This is a genomic window from Mesorhizobium sp. RSR380A, from assembly GCF_054719385.1.
The window spans coordinates 3,139,906-3,154,306 of record NZ_JBTTIB010000001.1 but is presented as its reverse complement, the minus strand read 5'-3'; the positions used below and the strand labels follow the sequence as shown (position 1 = coordinate 3,154,306).

The 14,401-nt window shown below is 63.9% G+C and carries 13 protein-coding genes; 8 read left to right on the top strand and 5 right to left on the bottom strand.

Going from position 1 to position 14,401, the window contains the following annotated elements; genetic code table 11:
- Positions 1-7: 7 nt before the first annotated feature.
- The 5 genes from ACYG9Z_RS15370 to ACYG9Z_RS15350 all read left to right on the top strand — a co-directional run bounded on the left by ACYG9Z_RS15370 (position 8) and on the right by ACYG9Z_RS15350 (position 5,776).
- Positions 8-1,105 carry a BMP family ABC transporter substrate-binding protein gene (locus ACYG9Z_RS15370; protein WP_196814159.1) on the top strand — a complete coding sequence of 366 codons (1,098 nt, stop codon included), beginning with the start codon at positions 8-10 and terminating at the stop codon, positions 1,103-1,105.
- Between the two features lie 3 nt (positions 1,106-1,108).
- On the top strand, positions 1,109-2,632 hold the full coding sequence (locus tag ACYG9Z_RS15365; protein WP_023683612.1) for an ABC transporter ATP-binding protein: 1,524 nt from the start codon (positions 1,109-1,111) through the stop codon (positions 2,630-2,632).
- A complete protein-coding gene (locus tag ACYG9Z_RS15360; protein ID WP_023695008.1) occupies positions 2,629-3,729 on the top strand; it encodes an ABC transporter permease in 1,101 nt (366 codons plus the stop codon). The genes ACYG9Z_RS15365 and ACYG9Z_RS15360 overlap by 4 nt, the downstream gene beginning before the upstream one ends.
- Positions 3,726-4,637, top strand: a complete 912-nt coding sequence (locus tag ACYG9Z_RS15355) for an ABC transporter permease (protein WP_023734807.1) — start codon at positions 3,726-3,728, stop codon at positions 4,635-4,637. The genes ACYG9Z_RS15360 and ACYG9Z_RS15355 overlap by 4 nt, the downstream gene beginning before the upstream one ends.
- A gap of 545 nt (positions 4,638-5,182) precedes the next feature.
- Positions 5,183-5,776 carry a hypothetical protein gene (locus ACYG9Z_RS15350; RefSeq protein WP_286461242.1) on the top strand — a complete coding sequence of 198 codons (594 nt, stop codon included), beginning with the start codon at positions 5,183-5,185 and terminating at the stop codon, positions 5,774-5,776.
- A 358-nt stretch (positions 5,777-6,134) separates the two neighbouring features.
- Here the strand turns inward: ACYG9Z_RS15350 and ACYG9Z_RS15345 are convergent, their stop codons facing one another.
- Both ACYG9Z_RS15345 and ACYG9Z_RS15340 read right to left on the bottom strand, forming a co-directional pair.
- Entirely contained in the window at positions 6,135-6,533 is a 399-nt protein-coding gene (locus tag ACYG9Z_RS15345; protein ID WP_460223155.1) for a hypothetical protein, read from the bottom strand.
- A gap of 2 nt (positions 6,534-6,535) precedes the next feature.
- Entirely contained in the window at positions 6,536-7,636 is a 1,101-nt protein-coding gene (locus ACYG9Z_RS15340; protein WP_031244143.1) for a LacI family DNA-binding transcriptional regulator, read from the bottom strand.
- 579 nt (positions 7,637-8,215) lie between these two features.
- Here ACYG9Z_RS15340 and ACYG9Z_RS15335 point away from each other — a divergent pair.
- The 3 genes from ACYG9Z_RS15335 (at position 8,216) to ACYG9Z_RS15325 (ending at position 11,870) form a co-directional block, all read left to right on the top strand.
- Positions 8,216-9,178: a sugar-binding protein gene (locus tag ACYG9Z_RS15335; protein WP_023684049.1), complete on the top strand. Its 963-nt coding sequence runs from the start codon at positions 8,216-8,218 to the stop codon at positions 9,176-9,178.
- Positions 9,179-9,300: 122 nt separating this feature from the next.
- Positions 9,301-10,839 carry a sugar ABC transporter ATP-binding protein gene (locus tag ACYG9Z_RS15330; protein ID WP_023752310.1) on the top strand — a complete coding sequence of 513 codons (1,539 nt, stop codon included), beginning with the start codon at positions 9,301-9,303 and terminating at the stop codon, positions 10,837-10,839.
- A 44-nt stretch (positions 10,840-10,883) separates the two neighbouring features.
- Positions 10,884-11,870 carry an ABC transporter permease gene (locus tag ACYG9Z_RS15325; RefSeq protein WP_023684050.1) on the top strand — a complete coding sequence of 329 codons (987 nt, stop codon included), beginning with the start codon at positions 10,884-10,886 and terminating at the stop codon, positions 11,868-11,870.
- A gap of 2 nt (positions 11,871-11,872) precedes the next feature.
- Here the strand turns inward: ACYG9Z_RS15325 and phnN are convergent, their stop codons facing one another.
- From phnN to ACYG9Z_RS15310, 3 genes are read right to left on the bottom strand one after another with little or no spacing between them, the layout of a single operon-like run.
- Positions 11,873-12,502: a phosphonate metabolism protein/1,5-bisphosphokinase (PRPP-forming) PhnN gene (gene phnN, locus ACYG9Z_RS15320; protein ID WP_023752311.1), complete on the bottom strand. Its 630-nt coding sequence runs from the start codon at positions 12,500-12,502 to the stop codon at positions 11,873-11,875.
- On the bottom strand, positions 12,499-13,653 hold the full coding sequence (locus ACYG9Z_RS15315; protein WP_023752312.1) for an alpha-D-ribose 1-methylphosphonate 5-triphosphate diphosphatase: 1,155 nt from the start codon (positions 13,651-13,653) through the stop codon (positions 12,499-12,501). The genes phnN and ACYG9Z_RS15315 overlap by 4 nt, the downstream gene beginning before the upstream one ends.
- 34 nt (positions 13,654-13,687) lie before the next feature.
- On the bottom strand, positions 13,688-14,395 hold the full coding sequence (locus ACYG9Z_RS15310) for a DUF1045 domain-containing protein (RefSeq protein WP_023752313.1): 708 nt from the start codon (positions 14,393-14,395) through the stop codon (positions 13,688-13,690).
- Positions 14,396-14,401 lie beyond the last annotated feature (6 nt).

Genomic DNA, 14,401 nt, shown 5'->3' with positions numbered 1-14,401 from the left:
TGACATGCTGAACTATCTGACCCGCAGAACTCTGATGAAGGGCCTTGCCGCAACAGGGCTTGCCGGCGCGCTTGGCAGCCGTCCCGCCTTTGCGGCCGACGAGCCGCTCGGTATCACGCTCGTGCTCCCGTCGCCGGTCGGCGATGTCGGCTGGGGCCATGCGCTCGCCGCCGGCCTCGAGCCGGTCAAGGCCGCATACGGCGACAAGGTGAAGATCACCGTCATCGAGAACATCGCCGAAGGGCCGGACGCCGACCGGATCATGAACAAGACCGTCGCCGACGGTAACAAGTTCCTGATCGCCGGCTCATTCGGCTACCAGAATGGTGCACTACAGATCGCCCGCCGCGATCCTGCGGTCACCGTGCTGCATGCCTCCGGCTTCCAGACCGCGCCGAATTTCTCGCCCTTCGCGGCGAAGTATTTCCAGGGCACTTACCTGCTCGGCATAGCCGCCGCAGCTCTTTCCAAGACCGGCAAGGTCGGCTCCGTCTCGGCCTTCGCCATTCCGGAGCTGATCACCTCGATCAACGCATTTACGCTCGGCGCACAGACCGTAAATCCCGATATCGAGGTATCGGTCGTCTGGGTGAACTCCTGGTTCGACCCGGCCAAGGAACAGGAAGCCGCCAAGGCGCTGATGGCACAGAACTGCGACGTGATCTTCTCGAACGCGCAGGACACACCCTCCGTGATCTCGGCCTGCGAGGAGGCTGGCGTCTACGCGTTCAACCTCAATTCGTCGATGAAGAAATATGCACCGAAGAAATATCTCGGCTGCATCGCGACGGACTGGTCGCCCTTCTTCAAGGCTTCCGTGGATGCCCATCTGGCCGGAACCTTCAAGGGCGCCAACACCTTCCTCGGCGTCGCCGAAAAGGTGGTGGAGGTCGTGGACTGGAACTCAGATATCCCAGCCGACACGATGACGAAGATCAAGGAAGTGGCGGCGAAGATCGCCGACGGCAGCTTCTCGCCCTTCACAGGTCCAATCACCAAGGCCGACGGCAGCGAAGCCGCCGCCGCCGGTGCGACGATAGCGGATCCCGAGATCGTCGCGATGGACTGGCACGTCAAGGGTGTCACCACACCACTGCCGAAGTAAGTCATGACCCCGCCCCTTCTGTCGCTCCGCGGCATCTCGAAGAGCTACGGCCAGATCCGGGCCAACCAAGCCATCGATCTGGACGTGGCGCCCCAATCGATCCATGCGATCCTCGGGGAGAATGGGGCGGGCAAATCGACGCTGATGAAGCTCATCTATGGCGTTGAACAGCCGGACGAAGGCACCGTCGTCTGGAACGGAGAGCATCTGCGCCTTGCCTCGCCGGCTGAGGCACGGCGCAGGGGCATCGGCATGGTCTTTCAGCATTTCTCGCTGTTCGAGACGCTGACTGTCGTCGAGAACATCCAGCTCGTCGTCCCCGGCGGCAAGGCGGAGCTGGCGGGGCGCATCCGCAGCCTCGGCCAGGATTTCGGCCTTGAAGTAGATCCTCTCGCCGATGTGCACGCGCTCTCGGTCGGCGAACGGCAGCGGGTGGAGATCATCCGCTGCCTGATGACCGACCCGAAGCTGCTCATTCTCGACGAGCCGACCTCGGTCTTGCCGCCGCAGGCGGTGAAGAAGCTGTTCGACACGCTCAGGCGCCTTCGCGACCGCGGCGTGTCCATCCTGTTCATCTCGCACAAACTGGAGGAAATTCGCACGATCTGTGACCAGGCGACCGTCCTGCGTGGAGGGCGCGTTATCGGCACCGTCGACCCACGCGACTATGATGCGCACGACCTCGCCCGCATGATGATCGGCCGCGACATGCCGGAGGTGATGCCCGCGTTGGCCATGCCCGAGGGGGAGAAGCGGCTGGAAATAATCGGCATGGACTACACGCCGGACGACCCCTTTGCCACGCCGCTCTCCGGCATCAGCCTCACGGTACGATCAGGCGAGATTCTTGGCATAGCCGGAATATCGGGCAATGGCCAAGGCGAGCTTGCCGCGCTTATCTCGGGCGAAGCGATGCTGCTGAAGGAACAACGCGACCGGATTTACATGATGGGCCGCGACGTAGGCGCACTCGATGCGGCCGCGCGCAGGAGATTTGGCTTCGCCTTCGTGCCCGAAGACCGGCTGGGACGCGGCGCGGTCCCTGAAATGTCGCTCGTGCTCAACACCGTTCTTACCGCCCATCCTTTCGATCTCGTGAGGCGCGGCCTCATCAACAGCGCCGGAGCGACGGCTTTCACCAGCGAATGCATCCGTCGGTACGACGTCCGCGCCTCCGGCCCGGATGCCGAAGCGGGCTCGCTGTCCGGCGGCAACTTGCAGAAATTCATCGTCGGTCGCGAGATGATGCTGTCGCCAAAACTGCTTTTCGTGGCGCAGCCGACCTGGGGTGTAGACATTGGCGCTGCATCCGCCATCAGAAGGCGGCTCATCGCGTTGCGCAACCTGGGCGTGGCGATCCTCGTAATTTCCGAGGAACTCGAGGAACTTTTCGAACTCTGCGATTTCATCCAGGTGCTCCATCATGGAATGCTGAGTCCGCCTCTGGTCACGCGGGACACGCGCCCCGAAGACATCGGCAGATACATGATCGGAGCACATGCCTCGCCAGAGAAGGTTCCTGCATGAGCGTTTGGGCCGCGACGTTCCTCCCCGCGCTCGTCCGCCGGGAGCATGCCTCGCTCGTCGCGGCCATGCTGGCCCCGGCTGTCGCGCTTGGCATGGCGATCATCCTCAATCTGGGCCTTTACGTGCTGATAGGCCGAGATCCGGCGGCCGTCCTGTACGCGATGCTTCTCGAGCCGTTCCTCTCCTGGGCATCGTTCGCGGAGGTGCTGCTGAAGGCGGGGCCTCTTCTCCTTATTGCGCAGGGGCTGGCGATCGGTTTCCGCGCAAAAGTGTTCAACATCGGCGCGGAGGGCCAGTTTATCCTGGGCGCTATTTTCGCCTCGGCGATCCCCGTCTGGTTTCCGCAGGCGACCGGGCAGTGGATCTGGCCGCTGATGCTGCTTCTCGGTGCCCTCGGCGGTGCACTTTGGGCATCTATCACCGCCTTCTGGCGCGTCAGGCTCAATGCGAACGAGATCCTGGTCTCCTTGATGCTGAGCCTCGTTGCGGCGCAAGTCCTCAACTACCTGCTGCTCGGCCCATGGAAGGACCCGGCCGGCTTCAATTTCCCACAATCCGTCATGTTTCAGAACGACGCGATGGTGCCGACCCTGATCACCGGTACCCGCGTCAACGTCTCGCTGCTCATCACACTTGCGCTCTCGCTGGTGGCCTGGGTTTTCATGCAGCGAAGCTTCATGGGGTATAAGCTCAAGGTCGGCGGCCTTGCCCCGCGCGCGGCCGGTTACGCCGGCTTCAGCGAAGGGCGTGCGATTTGGCTGTCGCTTCTGATCGGTGGCATGGCGGCGGGACTGGCAGGCGCGGCGGAAGTCGCGGGTCCGCTCGGCCAGTTGCAGCGCTCGATCTCGACCGGCTACGGTTATGCGGCCATCATTGTCGCCTATCTCGGCGGCTTGCATCCAGTCGGCATCATCTTTTCCGCGCTCTTTATGGCTGTCCTCTATATCGGCGGCGACAATGCGATGGTGTCGGCAAACCTGCCGATCGCCGCCGTCCGCGTCTTCCAAGGCAGCTTGCTGCTCGCCTATCTCGGCGCTGTGGCCTTCGTGCGCTACCGCATCGAGTGGCGCCGCCCCCATCACCTGAGCCAGCCATGAACGCCGTCGAGTTCATTATTTCGGGCATGCTCGCAGCGGCAACCCCCTTTCTCCTTGCCGCACTCGGCGAGTTGGTGGTCGAGCGCGCCGGTGTTCTTAACCTCGGCGTAGAGGGCCTGATGGCCCTCGGCGCGGTGCTCGCGTTCATCGTCGTCTACCACGGCGGTGGACACCTGCTGGGGTTCGTTGCCGCCGGCCTCGGTAGCGCCGTCCTGTCCCTCGTCTTTGCAGTGCTGGCACTCGGATTCCGGGCAAACCAGGTCGCGACAGGCCTTGCGATCGGCATTCTCGGCCAAGGCCTTTCGGCGCTGTTCGGCAAAAGCTACGAGAGCTTGACGGTGAAGGGGCTCCCGAAACTTGTCTTTCCCGGCCTCTCGGAAATCCCGGTAGTCGGCAGGCTGTTTGTCCAGGACGTCGTCGTATGGCTTTCCCTTGCCGTGACGTTTGCGATCTGGGCGATGTTTGCCTATACGAGAGTCGGCCTTGTCGTGAGGGCAATCGGCGAGAATCCCAAGGCAGCCCACGCCATCGGCTATCCGGTCATCGCTATCCGTGTCGCGGCCATAGCTTTTGGTGGCATGATGGCGGGTTTTGCCGGCGCCTATGCGGCGGCGGTGTACACGCCCCTTTGGGCGGACGGTATGATTGCCGGACGTGGCTGGATCGCGATCGCACTCGTTGTCTTTGGTACGTGGCTCGCTGGCCGCATCTTCCTGGGTGCCTGCCTCTTCGGCGCGGTTTCGCTGATGAGCCTCGCCGCCCAGGCGACCGGTCTGGACTTGCCATCGCAACTGCTTTCCAGCCTTCCCTATCTCGTTACGATCGTCGTGCTCGGTGTCATCTCGGCGGACCGCCGCTTGCTCAGGCTGAACGGTGTCGCCTCGCTTGGCGAACCCTTCGAACGTTAGCCGGGATGAAAGTGGATTTGCGAAACTCGGCGTAAGTTGAAGAGATTCGAAACGCCAGCGGACGATCGGCATCCGATCCAAAGGGCAGAAACGCCAAACGGGGCGAAGGTATGCCCACAAGGGTAGCGCTGACGCCGTCGACTGCGAGCAGCGGAACGATGTGACGCACAACGCGCCCGACATCGGTGGAGATCGTCGCGGGTTTCTTGGGTCGTCCCCTTTCCCCAGCACGAGCCCATTCTCGAGGGTCCATTCTCCACCGCAGCCTAGGGAAGCGGCTTCGCAAGACGGCCTGAGGCATGCGCCCGGCAAATTCCCGCATGCGAGCACTCGTCCTGCCTGTCTAAGGTTCCGAGTCTAACCGCAAATCCTCGATTTTTTCCGCCAATTCCAAAATATATATTCCGATCGCCGCAAGCAGCCATAACAACGATTTCCAATACTACCTATTCTCGCAGAAACTAAAAACGCTACACTCGCGTAATCATATTGGTAACGGATGCTGTTCAACCTGCGTACAGGCAACCAACACGGGGAGCGTCATTATGGATTTCTTTAAAAGTTTAACAAAGGCCTTGGCCGGTGGCGCTGTTGCCGTGGCTTTGTGCTTTCCGGCTGGCGCGGGCGGGCTCAGTGTAGGCATCGGCGGCAGCGGTGGGGTGGGCGTCTCGGTCGGCGGCAGTGGCGGCGGGCTTGGCGTCGGCGTCTCGGTCGGCGGCAGCAAGGGCGCCAATGTCGGCGCAACGGTCGGCGGCACCAGCGGCACCACCGCCAGTGTCGGCGCTACGGTTGGCGGCACCAGCGGCGTTGCGGCCGGCGTCGGCGCATCGGTGGGCACGGGCGTCGGGGTCGGGGTCGGCGCAACCGTCGGCAGCGGTGTCGGGGTCGGCGCCGGTGTCGGGGTGGGCAATGGGGTGACGGCCGGGGTCGGGGTCGGCATTGGCGCACCGACCGCGCCCACCAGCCCTCGGGATCCCAACACGCCGGCGGTGCCGACGCGACCGGCGGTGGTTGCCATCAGCGCCATGTCGGCCGGCCAGATCGCCAAGATGAAGAAACGCTGCGCCAGCGTGCTCAGCGGCAAGGGCACCTACGACCGGGACCTGAAGGAGCTCTGCCGGATATTGGCGCGGCGCTGAGTACCGCAACATCGCATCTGCCGTGGGGCGTCAGTCTCTCAGCCAGCCCCAATGCCGCAAGGTGGCGGGCATTCTTAGGGAGAGAGCTTTGCCGAGCGGTTCAGCGTTTCGCGGAAAGGCGGAACCGCTCAGGCTGTGCGCTTTCATCGGCGGCATTCCGCATGGCTTGGTCGCCGAGCCGAAGGAAGCGCGCCGCCCGGTTGCGGCCTTAATCTGACCTCTGCCGTCCGTCCGGTCACCCGTTTGGGCCGGCTCGAAGATTCGCCTCTGGCCTTTTGTATCACCCGCTCTAGCTGCTTTGTGTTAGGCTCGTCATGTTAGCCTTGTCTTGCTGATGGAGGTTTTGATGGATCGGCGATCATTCTTGACAGCATTGTTCGGCGTTGCGGGGGCCGCGGCGCTTGCTACCGCGGTTCGGCCTCTCGAGGCCGTGGCCGGGGTTCCCAATGTCGGCAACGGCATTCTCGATGAACTCGACAAGCAGGATGCCAATTCGTTTGATGACGACGAAGGCCCGGGCGATGTCGAGCAGATATCGCATCGGCGATGGCACCGTCGTCGCCACCACAGGCGGCATGTCTGGAGACGGCACTGCCGCACGTTCTGGCGGCATGGCCGGTTGCGCCGGCGCTGCTATCGCAGGCGCTCCTTTGTCGTCTTGCGGTTCTAACCGCGGCACGTTCCCGGATAGACCCTGCCCTGAGGCGCAAACACCAAACAGACCCATCCCGATCTGCATCGGGATGGGCTGGTTCAACTTTATCCAGCCACAGCTGCCACCGACTCCCGCTGCACCAGCGGGCATTCCAGCTTGGTGATGGGATAGCGGCCGCGGCCGGCAGGCGGCACTTCGAGCTGTTCGATCGCCCATTGGCCCATCGCCATGTGCGGCAGGATCGATGTCGTCAGCGGCGGGAACAGATGGCGGGCGATCTCCTCGTCGTCATAGCCGACGACGGAGATGTCCTGCGGGATGTGCAGGCCCGCCTCCTTCAGCGCTTCGTAGCAGCCGATGGCCGTGCGGTCGTTCTGGCAGAAGATGGCGGTCGGGCGCTCTTTCAGCGCCAAAAGCTTCACGGTCGCGGCATAGCCGGCGCTCGCCGACCAGTCGCCCTCGACCACCAGTTCGGGATCGAACGGGATGTCGGCGGTGGCGAGCGCCCTGCGGTAGCCTTTCAGCCGGTCCTGCGCGGCCTGCATCCACGGCTCGCCGGTGATGGTGGCGATGCGGCGGTGGCCGTGGCCGATCAGATGCCGGGTCGAGTTCTGGCCGCCGGCGATCTCGGACGGCACCACGGCCGGGAAGGCATAATCGGCCGTGTAGCAGTTGAGCAGGATGACCGGTATGTCGAGGCCGTAGAGGAAGTCCGGCGCCGTGATCTCCCGGGTGAAGATGGTCATATAGATCAGCGCCGAGATGCCGCGCCTGGTGAGCGCCGCAACGGCGCGCGGCTCCATGACGGCGTCGCCCATGGTCTGCGCGACGAGCAACACATTGCCGGCGTTCCACGACGCCTGGCGCGCACCCTCGATGGCGACAACGGCTTCCGGGCTTGTCGCCAGCTGGTCGACAGCGAAACCGATGACACCGTCAAGTCCATCGAAGGCGGCAACAGGTTTGCGCAGCGCCGAGAAGGCGGGTGCTGCGTAGCCGAGCGCACGCGCGGCCTCGATCACCCGCTCGCGCGTCTGCTGCGACAGCCGGATGCCGGGCGAATCGTTGAGCACGAAGGAGACGGTCGCTTGCGAGCACCCGGCTGCCCTGGCGATGTCGGTCATGGTGACGCGGCCGCCCTTGGCGGCTCTCGCCGGCGCCTTGCGCCGCTTCGCCGTGTCGTCCGGATCCCTCGTCTCGCTCATGGCATTGCGTCCCAATCCCCAGCCTGTCTAGTCGCAAGCCTGCCACACCGACAAGATGGTGTCGCGCCGTCGACCAATGGAAATAGTCGAAGGCGTTTATCTTTATTAGCAGCTTTGAAGTCCCCCGCCATGCCGCTGCGGGCTCCGTGAAATTCAAGGACTGCAAGGCATCTGCTTGCGCGAAGCGGTGCTGTACCTGTTCGGGCAAACTAGACCTAGGGCTGCCGCCGAGTGTCCGCGCGAGACCTCTGCTAATAGTGTTTACTAATACAAAACGACGCTGTAACGTCAATCCGCCGTGTCCGGTCAGGTGAGCCCGCGCGGCGAGAAGTGCACGTGAATGGCCCGATAGTGAGCGGGGTTTGCCTCCGCAAGCCTGGTCTCGGACATGTGATATGTCAGACAAATCAGACTATTTACGAGCACGGGATGAGTCTCTAAAGTCCGTGATCGCGACCGACGACGCCATTCTTCAGCGCCGGGAACCCCTGAGGAGGAGGGCGTCCAAATCGCGAGCGGCAAGTCAGTGAATGCAAGATCGGTTCAGTCCGATGACTGAGCCAAAACGGGAGGTTGAACATGAAATCCTTGATACGACATGCATCCGTGGCCACCGCAGCCCTGCTGCTTGGCCTGACCGCGACAGCCATTGCGCGCGCCGACGACAAACCGACGCTGGCCTTCGTCGTCAACGGCGCTTCCGATTTCTGGAAGGCCGCCGAAGCCGGCGTCAAGAAGGCGCAGGCCGAATTGCCCGACTACAATCTCGAACTCAAATATCCCGAGCAGTCCTCGGTCGCCATCCAGCAGCGGCTGATGGACGATCTGGTGACCGCCGGCGTCAAGGGCATCATGGTCTCGGCCGTCGACCCCAAGACCTCGACCGACGGTCTGAACAAGATCGCGTCGGAAACGGCGCTGTTCACCACCGACTCCGATGCCCCGCAGACCAAGCGCGTCGCCTATATCGGCTCGTCCAATGTCGACGCCGGCAAGCAGGCGGCCGAGATCGCCAAGAAGGCGATGCCGGACGGCGGCAAGTGCCTCGGCTTCGTCGGCCTGCTCGGCGCCGACAATGCCAAGGAACGCATCCAGGGCATGAAGGACGGCCTCGCCGGCAGCAAGATCGAACTGGTGGACGTGCGCGGCGACGACATCGACCAGGCGCGCGCCAAGAAGAATGTCGAGGACGCGCTGGTCGCCAGCCCCGACATCACCTGCATGGTCGGCTTCTATTCCTACAACACGCCGCGCATCTATGAAGCGCTGCGCGACGCCGGGAAGCTCGGCTCGATCACGGTCGTCGGCTTCGATGACGATCCGATCACGCTGGGCGGCGTCAAGGAAGGCACCGTGGCGGCGACCGTTGTGCAGCAGCCCTTCGAATGGGCCTATCAGGGCATGAAGCTGATGGCCGCCTATCTCAAGGGCGACAAATCAGGCATTCCGGAAGGCGGCCTGATCATCATCCCGACCAAGATCATCGGTAAGGACGATGTCGACGCCTATGCCGCCAATCTGAAGGCGATGTCCGGAAACTGAGACCACGAGCAGTTGCGCCGGCTCAGGGTTCGCCTTGAGCCGGCGATCGTGTTGACGGGCCGGCCAAGGCCCGTCAGTCTGTAGCCCACCGGCTGCTGGCAAGCCTGATCAAATATGGCGTGATGAATTATTCCGACCCATCCATCGTCGCAACCACCCCGTTCCTCGGCCTCGAGAACGTGCGCAAGACCTATCCGGGCGTGGTGGCGCTGGACGGCTTTTCCATGGAAGTCAGGCCGGGCGAGGTGATCGGCCTGGTCGGCGAAAACGGCGCCGGCAAGTCGACCTTGATGAAGATCCTCGGCGGCGTCACCAGGCCGGACAGCGGCGCCATCACCGTCGACGGCGTTGCGCATGACGGGCTCACCGTCGAAGGCAGCCTGGGGTCGGGCATCGCCTTCGTCCACCAGGAACTCAATCTGTTCGAAAACCTCGATGTTGCCGCCAATATCTTCTTCGGCCGCGAGCCGTTGCGCGGCGGGCCGCTGAGATTGGTCGACCGCGCCAAGCTGCGCGAAATGGTGGCGCCGCTGCTGAAGCGTGTCGGCGCCAACTTTTCCGCCGATACGCCGGTTGCCTCGCTGTCGCTTGCCCAGCAGCAGATGGTCGAGATCGCCAAGGCGCTGTCGATCAAGGCCCGGCTGGTCATCCTCGACGAGCCGACATCGAGCCTGCCGCTTGCCGAAACCGACAAGCTGCTCGACGTCATCAAGGCGCTGAAGGCCGATGGCATCAGCGTCATCTTCATTTCGCACCGGCTGCATGAGGTCGAGCGCGTCGCCGACCGCGTCGTGGTGCTGCGCGACGGCATGCTGGCCGGCACCTTGCCGAAGAGCGCCATCAACCACGACCAGATGGTCAAGCTGATGATCGGCCGCATGCTGAAGGAGCGCGAGAAGGCCTCCGAGGCGGCTCGGGCGCCGGGCGCCACGGCTCTCTCGGCCAAAGCCATCCGCACCCCCGCCTACCCTGCCCGGCCGGTCGACCTCGACATCAGGCGCGGTGAAATCCTCGGCCTTGCCGGTCTTGTCGGTTCCGGCCGCACCGAACTGGCGCGGGTGTTCTTCGGCATCGACAGCACGCTTGGCGGTGGGCTCGAACTCGACGGCAAGCCGCTCGTGCTGGGTTCGGCGGCCGATGCGGTCGCGCATGGCATTTTTCTCGTCCCGGAAGACCGCAAGCTGACCGGCATTTTGCTTGACCTGTCGATCGCGCAGAACATCTCGCTGCCCAACCTGCCGGGGCATGCTAAGCGTAAGCTGGTGTCGGCAAGCTCCGAGGCCGCCACCGCAGAGAAGCAGAAGGCGAATCTCGGCATCAAAGCGCCGTCGGTGCAGACGCGCACCGGTACGCTGTCGGGCGGCAACCAGCAAAAGGTGGTGCTGGGCAAATGGCTGGCGATGAACCCGAAGGTGATGATCCTCGATGAGCCTACGCGCGGCATCGATATCGGCGCCAAGGCCGAGATTTACGGGCTGATGCGAGCCTTGGCCGATGCCGGCGTCGCCGTGCTGATGATCTCCAGCGACATGGAAGAGGTGATCGGCGTGTCCGACCGCATCGCCGTCATGCATGAGGGCCAGATCTCGGGCATTCTCGACAAGGAACAATTCAGCCAGGAAAACGTGCTGTTGCTGGCGGTCGGCAAGCCGGCAAACTAGCGGGCTTCAGGCGATTGCCGGTCCGGCGCATTGGGGAGAAGACGATGAGCAAAAAAGATCTCGGCCTGCTGATCCTGATCCTGGTGGTCGGCGCCGTGGTGACCGCCATCAACCCGCGCTTCCTTTTACCGATCAACCTCGCCAACACCTCGAACCTGATCGGCCTGTTCGGGATCCTCGCCATCGGCCAGGCCTTCGTCATCATCACCGGCGGCATCGAATTGTCGGTGGGATCGCTGGTGGCGCTGCTCGGCACGCTGTTCATCGATTTCATCGCCGTGCGCGACATGCCATGGCCGGTGGCGCTGCCGCTGATCCTGGTGCTGGGCGGCATCATCGGGCTGGCGCATGGCTGGCTGATCACAAGGCTGAAATTGCAGCCCTTCGTGGTGACGCTGTGCGGCCTTTTGATCTATCGCGGGGTCGCCCGTTTCTATACCGCCGACGGCACCGCCGGCTTCGCCTTCGGCCAGAATTTTCCCGAGCTCGAATTCCTCACTGCGGGCCGCAGCTATGGCGTGCCCAACAGCTTCATCGCACTGATCGTCATTTCGATCGTCATGTGGGTGGTGCTGCACCGCTCGGTGTTCGGACGCTACCTCTATGCCATCGGCAAGAACGAAGAGGCGGCGAAATATTCAGGAATTCGCACCGGCCGTGTCGTCATGGCCGCCTATGTCATCTGCGGCGTGCTGACGGCGCTGTCGGCGATCTATTTCGCCATGTACACGCGCTCGATCTCGCCGGCCAGCCACGGCCAGTTCTACGAACTCTACGCCATTGCCGCCGCCGTTCTCGGCGGCTTCTCGCTGCGCGGCGGCGAAGGCTCGCTGGTCGGCGTCATCCTGGGCACCGTGCTGCTGCAGGAGTTGCAGAACCTGGTCAATCTGCTCGGCATCCCGTCCTCGCTCAACTTCGCGGTGATGGGCGGCGTGATCCTGATCGGCGTGCTGGTCGACCAGCAATGGGGCGTGTTCCGCGCAAGGCGGCTGATGCTCGATGCCAGCCGCAAGACTGTCGCGGCCGAGTAGCGCTACATCACGCCGGATATATCCGAGAAGGCCATCGCCTTGCGCAGCACCTCGGCGAAGCGTTCTCCGGCGGCTTCGCGCCGGCCGCCATTGTCGATCGAGGTGACGCCGGAGCCGGACAAAGCGATATTGGCGCTGCGGGCGAGCCGAGCCAGCACTTCGCCGCGCGATTCGCGGCCGCGCTGGGCGAGACGCACGGCGAGGATTTCCGGCGAGGCGGTGATCTCGACGACAGCCAGATTGGCATAGCGCTCCCGCAGCACCGGGATGACTGCGCGCGAGACATTGGCCACCGCGACATGGCCATTGGCGATGGACCAGTCGACATCGGCCGGAATGCCGTAGCGCAGGCCGTGCGCCTCCCAGGAAATGGCGAAAGCGCCGTCGGCCTGGGCCTCGGCAAAGGCCGCGTCAGCCAGCGTGTCGTGATCCTCGCTTGCCGCATCGCTCGGCCTGGTGATGACCCGGCGGACGAACTCCAGCCTCGTCTCGTCGGCAAACAAGGTGCGGGCATAGCCGATTACCGTGTCCTTGCCGGCGCCGCTCGGGCCGACGACGGCGACAAACACGCCGTTGCGGAGCGGAAAGGCCTCGCTGCTGAGTTCGCGCTCGATCGACGCCGAGACCATCAGGCGACCCGGCGCCCTTGGCGCCAGACAGTGCGCACGACCGGCACATGGTCGTCGACGCGCACACGCACCAGATCGGCGCGGCGGCCCTGTTCGATGACGCCGCGGTCGTTGAGGCCGATCGCCTCGGCCGGATTCTTCGACACCATCGCAACCGCCTGCGGCAGGGAAATGCCCTCGACGACGTCGCCGAGGAAGAAGGCCGACTGGATCAGGCTGAAGGGAATGTAGTCGGACGACAGTATGTCGAGCAGGCCGTCGCCGGCCAGCGTGCGGGCCGAGACATTGCCCGAATGCGAGGAGCCGCGCATGACGTTGGGCGCGCCCATCAGTACGCCGAGCCCGGCATCCTTCGAGGCCTTGGCGGCTTCCAGCGTGGTCGGGAATTCCGCGACGCGCACGCCCTGCTCGATCGCCTCGTTGACATGGCCTGATGTGGCGTCGTCATGGCTCGCCAGCACAATGCCCCGCTCGTTGCAGGCGGCTGATATCGCCACCCGGTTCGGTCCCGAATTCTTCGCCGATTCCGACATCCGCTTTTCGCAGAACAATTGGAAGTCGCGATCGGTCAATTTCAGCTTGCGCTGATAGTAATGGGCGTAGGTCTCGAGATTGACGAACTGACGCTGTCCCGGCGCATGGTCCATCAGCGAGGCCAGCTTGACCCGCTCGTCGCCATCGAAATTGGCGAAAGCCCGCAAGCAATCCGGCGCCGAGACCTCGCAGCGCAGGTGCAGGAAATGGTCGGCCCGCAACCGGTCTTTCGCGACGCTGTCCTCGATCGCGCCGGCGAGCTTGCGGATGTCGTCGGAGGTAATATCCGCGTCCTCGTCCATGCCGACACGCAAAGCGTCGAGCACGGTGGTGATGCCGGCGGTGGCCACCTGCGCGTCATGGGCAAGGACGGCGGCGATCGGGTTCCAGCGCACTTTCGGGCGCGGCGCATAGTGGCCTTCGAGATGGTCAGTGTGCAGCTCGACCAGGCCGGGAATGATGTAGTCGCCGCCCATGTCCTCGCCGCCCATGCTCCCGCCGGTGTGGCCGGTGCCGGCGTCGACGCCGGAGATAAAACCGTCGCGCAGCACGAGCGACCCTTCGACGATCTCGTCGGCAAGCACGATGCGGGCGTTGTGGAGAACAGTTTCGGCGGTCATTCAGGCAGTCCTTGCTTACTCGGACGAATTGCGGTCAGGCGGTTTTTCGGGCAGCGCGGCGGACGAGCGCATGATGCGAAAGCACCATGAACGGAGCGCCCGGTTCGGTTTCGACGAACAGCGTCAGCGCATCCACCAGCACCGGCTGCTGCAGCACATCGGCGAACAGGCTGTCAATTGCCGCGCGCAGACGTTGGCTTTCCTGCGGCCCGGCCCGGCCGGACAGTGTCATGTGGAAGCGAAAGGTCTCAAACACATAGGGATAGCCCCACTGGCAGAGATTGCGGAACTCGGCCGGCTTCAGCGAATCCGGGCTGCGCCGCTCGATCTCGGCCTCGGTGAGCGGCGCGCGAAAACGGTCGAAGCTAAGCACGACATCATCGGCGAAACGGTGGAGCGGCGGCAGCGGGCCTTCCGGCATCAAAGCGAAGAAACCATCGATCTGGCTGACGACCAGGCGCGGGATGGTGACCGTCGGCGTTGCTTCGGCAAAGGCGTCCAGCGCCGCGCGCAACGAGCTTTCGGTTTCGTTGGCGGCCAACCGGAAGGGCGCTTTCAGCGTCGCATGAAAACCGTAGCGCCGCGCCGATGCGGTGTGAAAGGCGACTTCGGCCGCCGACAGCTCGCCCACCGCCTCGACCGGCCTGGTGGCGGCGCCAAAGGGGTCGCGGCCCAGCCAGTTGGCGGCGATCCGCGCCAACGGCTCGTCCTGCCTTGGGGTGAAATAGATGGCGTAGCGCATCGAAAA

Bases quoted from the DNA above. Each gene is read 5' to 3' on its own strand.
- ACYG9Z_RS15340 (WP_031244143.1), bottom strand. From the start codon at position 7,636: ATGAGCGAGACGAGGGATCCGGACGACACGGCGAAGCGGCGCAAGGCG.
- ACYG9Z_RS15355 (WP_023734807.1), top strand. From the start codon at position 3,726: ATGAACGCCGTCGAGTTCATTATTTCGGGCATGCTCGCAGCGGCAACC.
- ACYG9Z_RS15365 (WP_023683612.1), top strand. From the start codon at position 1,109: ATGACCCCGCCCCTTCTGTCGCTCCGCGGCATCTCGAAGAGCTACGGC.
- ACYG9Z_RS15335 (WP_023684049.1), top strand. From the start codon at position 8,216: ATGAAATCCTTGATACGACATGCATCCGTGGCCACCGCAGCCCTGCTG.
- ACYG9Z_RS15325 (WP_023684050.1), top strand. From the start codon at position 10,884: ATGAGCAAAAAAGATCTCGGCCTGCTGATCCTGATCCTGGTGGTCGGC.
- ACYG9Z_RS15330 (WP_023752310.1), top strand. From the start codon at position 9,301: ATGAATTATTCCGACCCATCCATCGTCGCAACCACCCCGTTCCTCGGC.
- ACYG9Z_RS15350 (WP_286461242.1), top strand. From the start codon at position 5,183: ATGGATTTCTTTAAAAGTTTAACAAAGGCCTTGGCCGGTGGCGCTGTT.
- ACYG9Z_RS15310 (WP_023752313.1), bottom strand. From the start codon at position 14,395: ATGCGCTACGCCATCTATTTCACCCCAAGGCAGGACGAGCCGTTGGCG.
- ACYG9Z_RS15315 (WP_023752312.1), bottom strand. From the start codon at position 13,653: ATGACCGCCGAAACTGTTCTCCACAACGCCCGCATCGTGCTTGCCGAC.
- ACYG9Z_RS15360 (WP_023695008.1), top strand. From the start codon at position 2,629: ATGAGCGTTTGGGCCGCGACGTTCCTCCCCGCGCTCGTCCGCCGGGAG.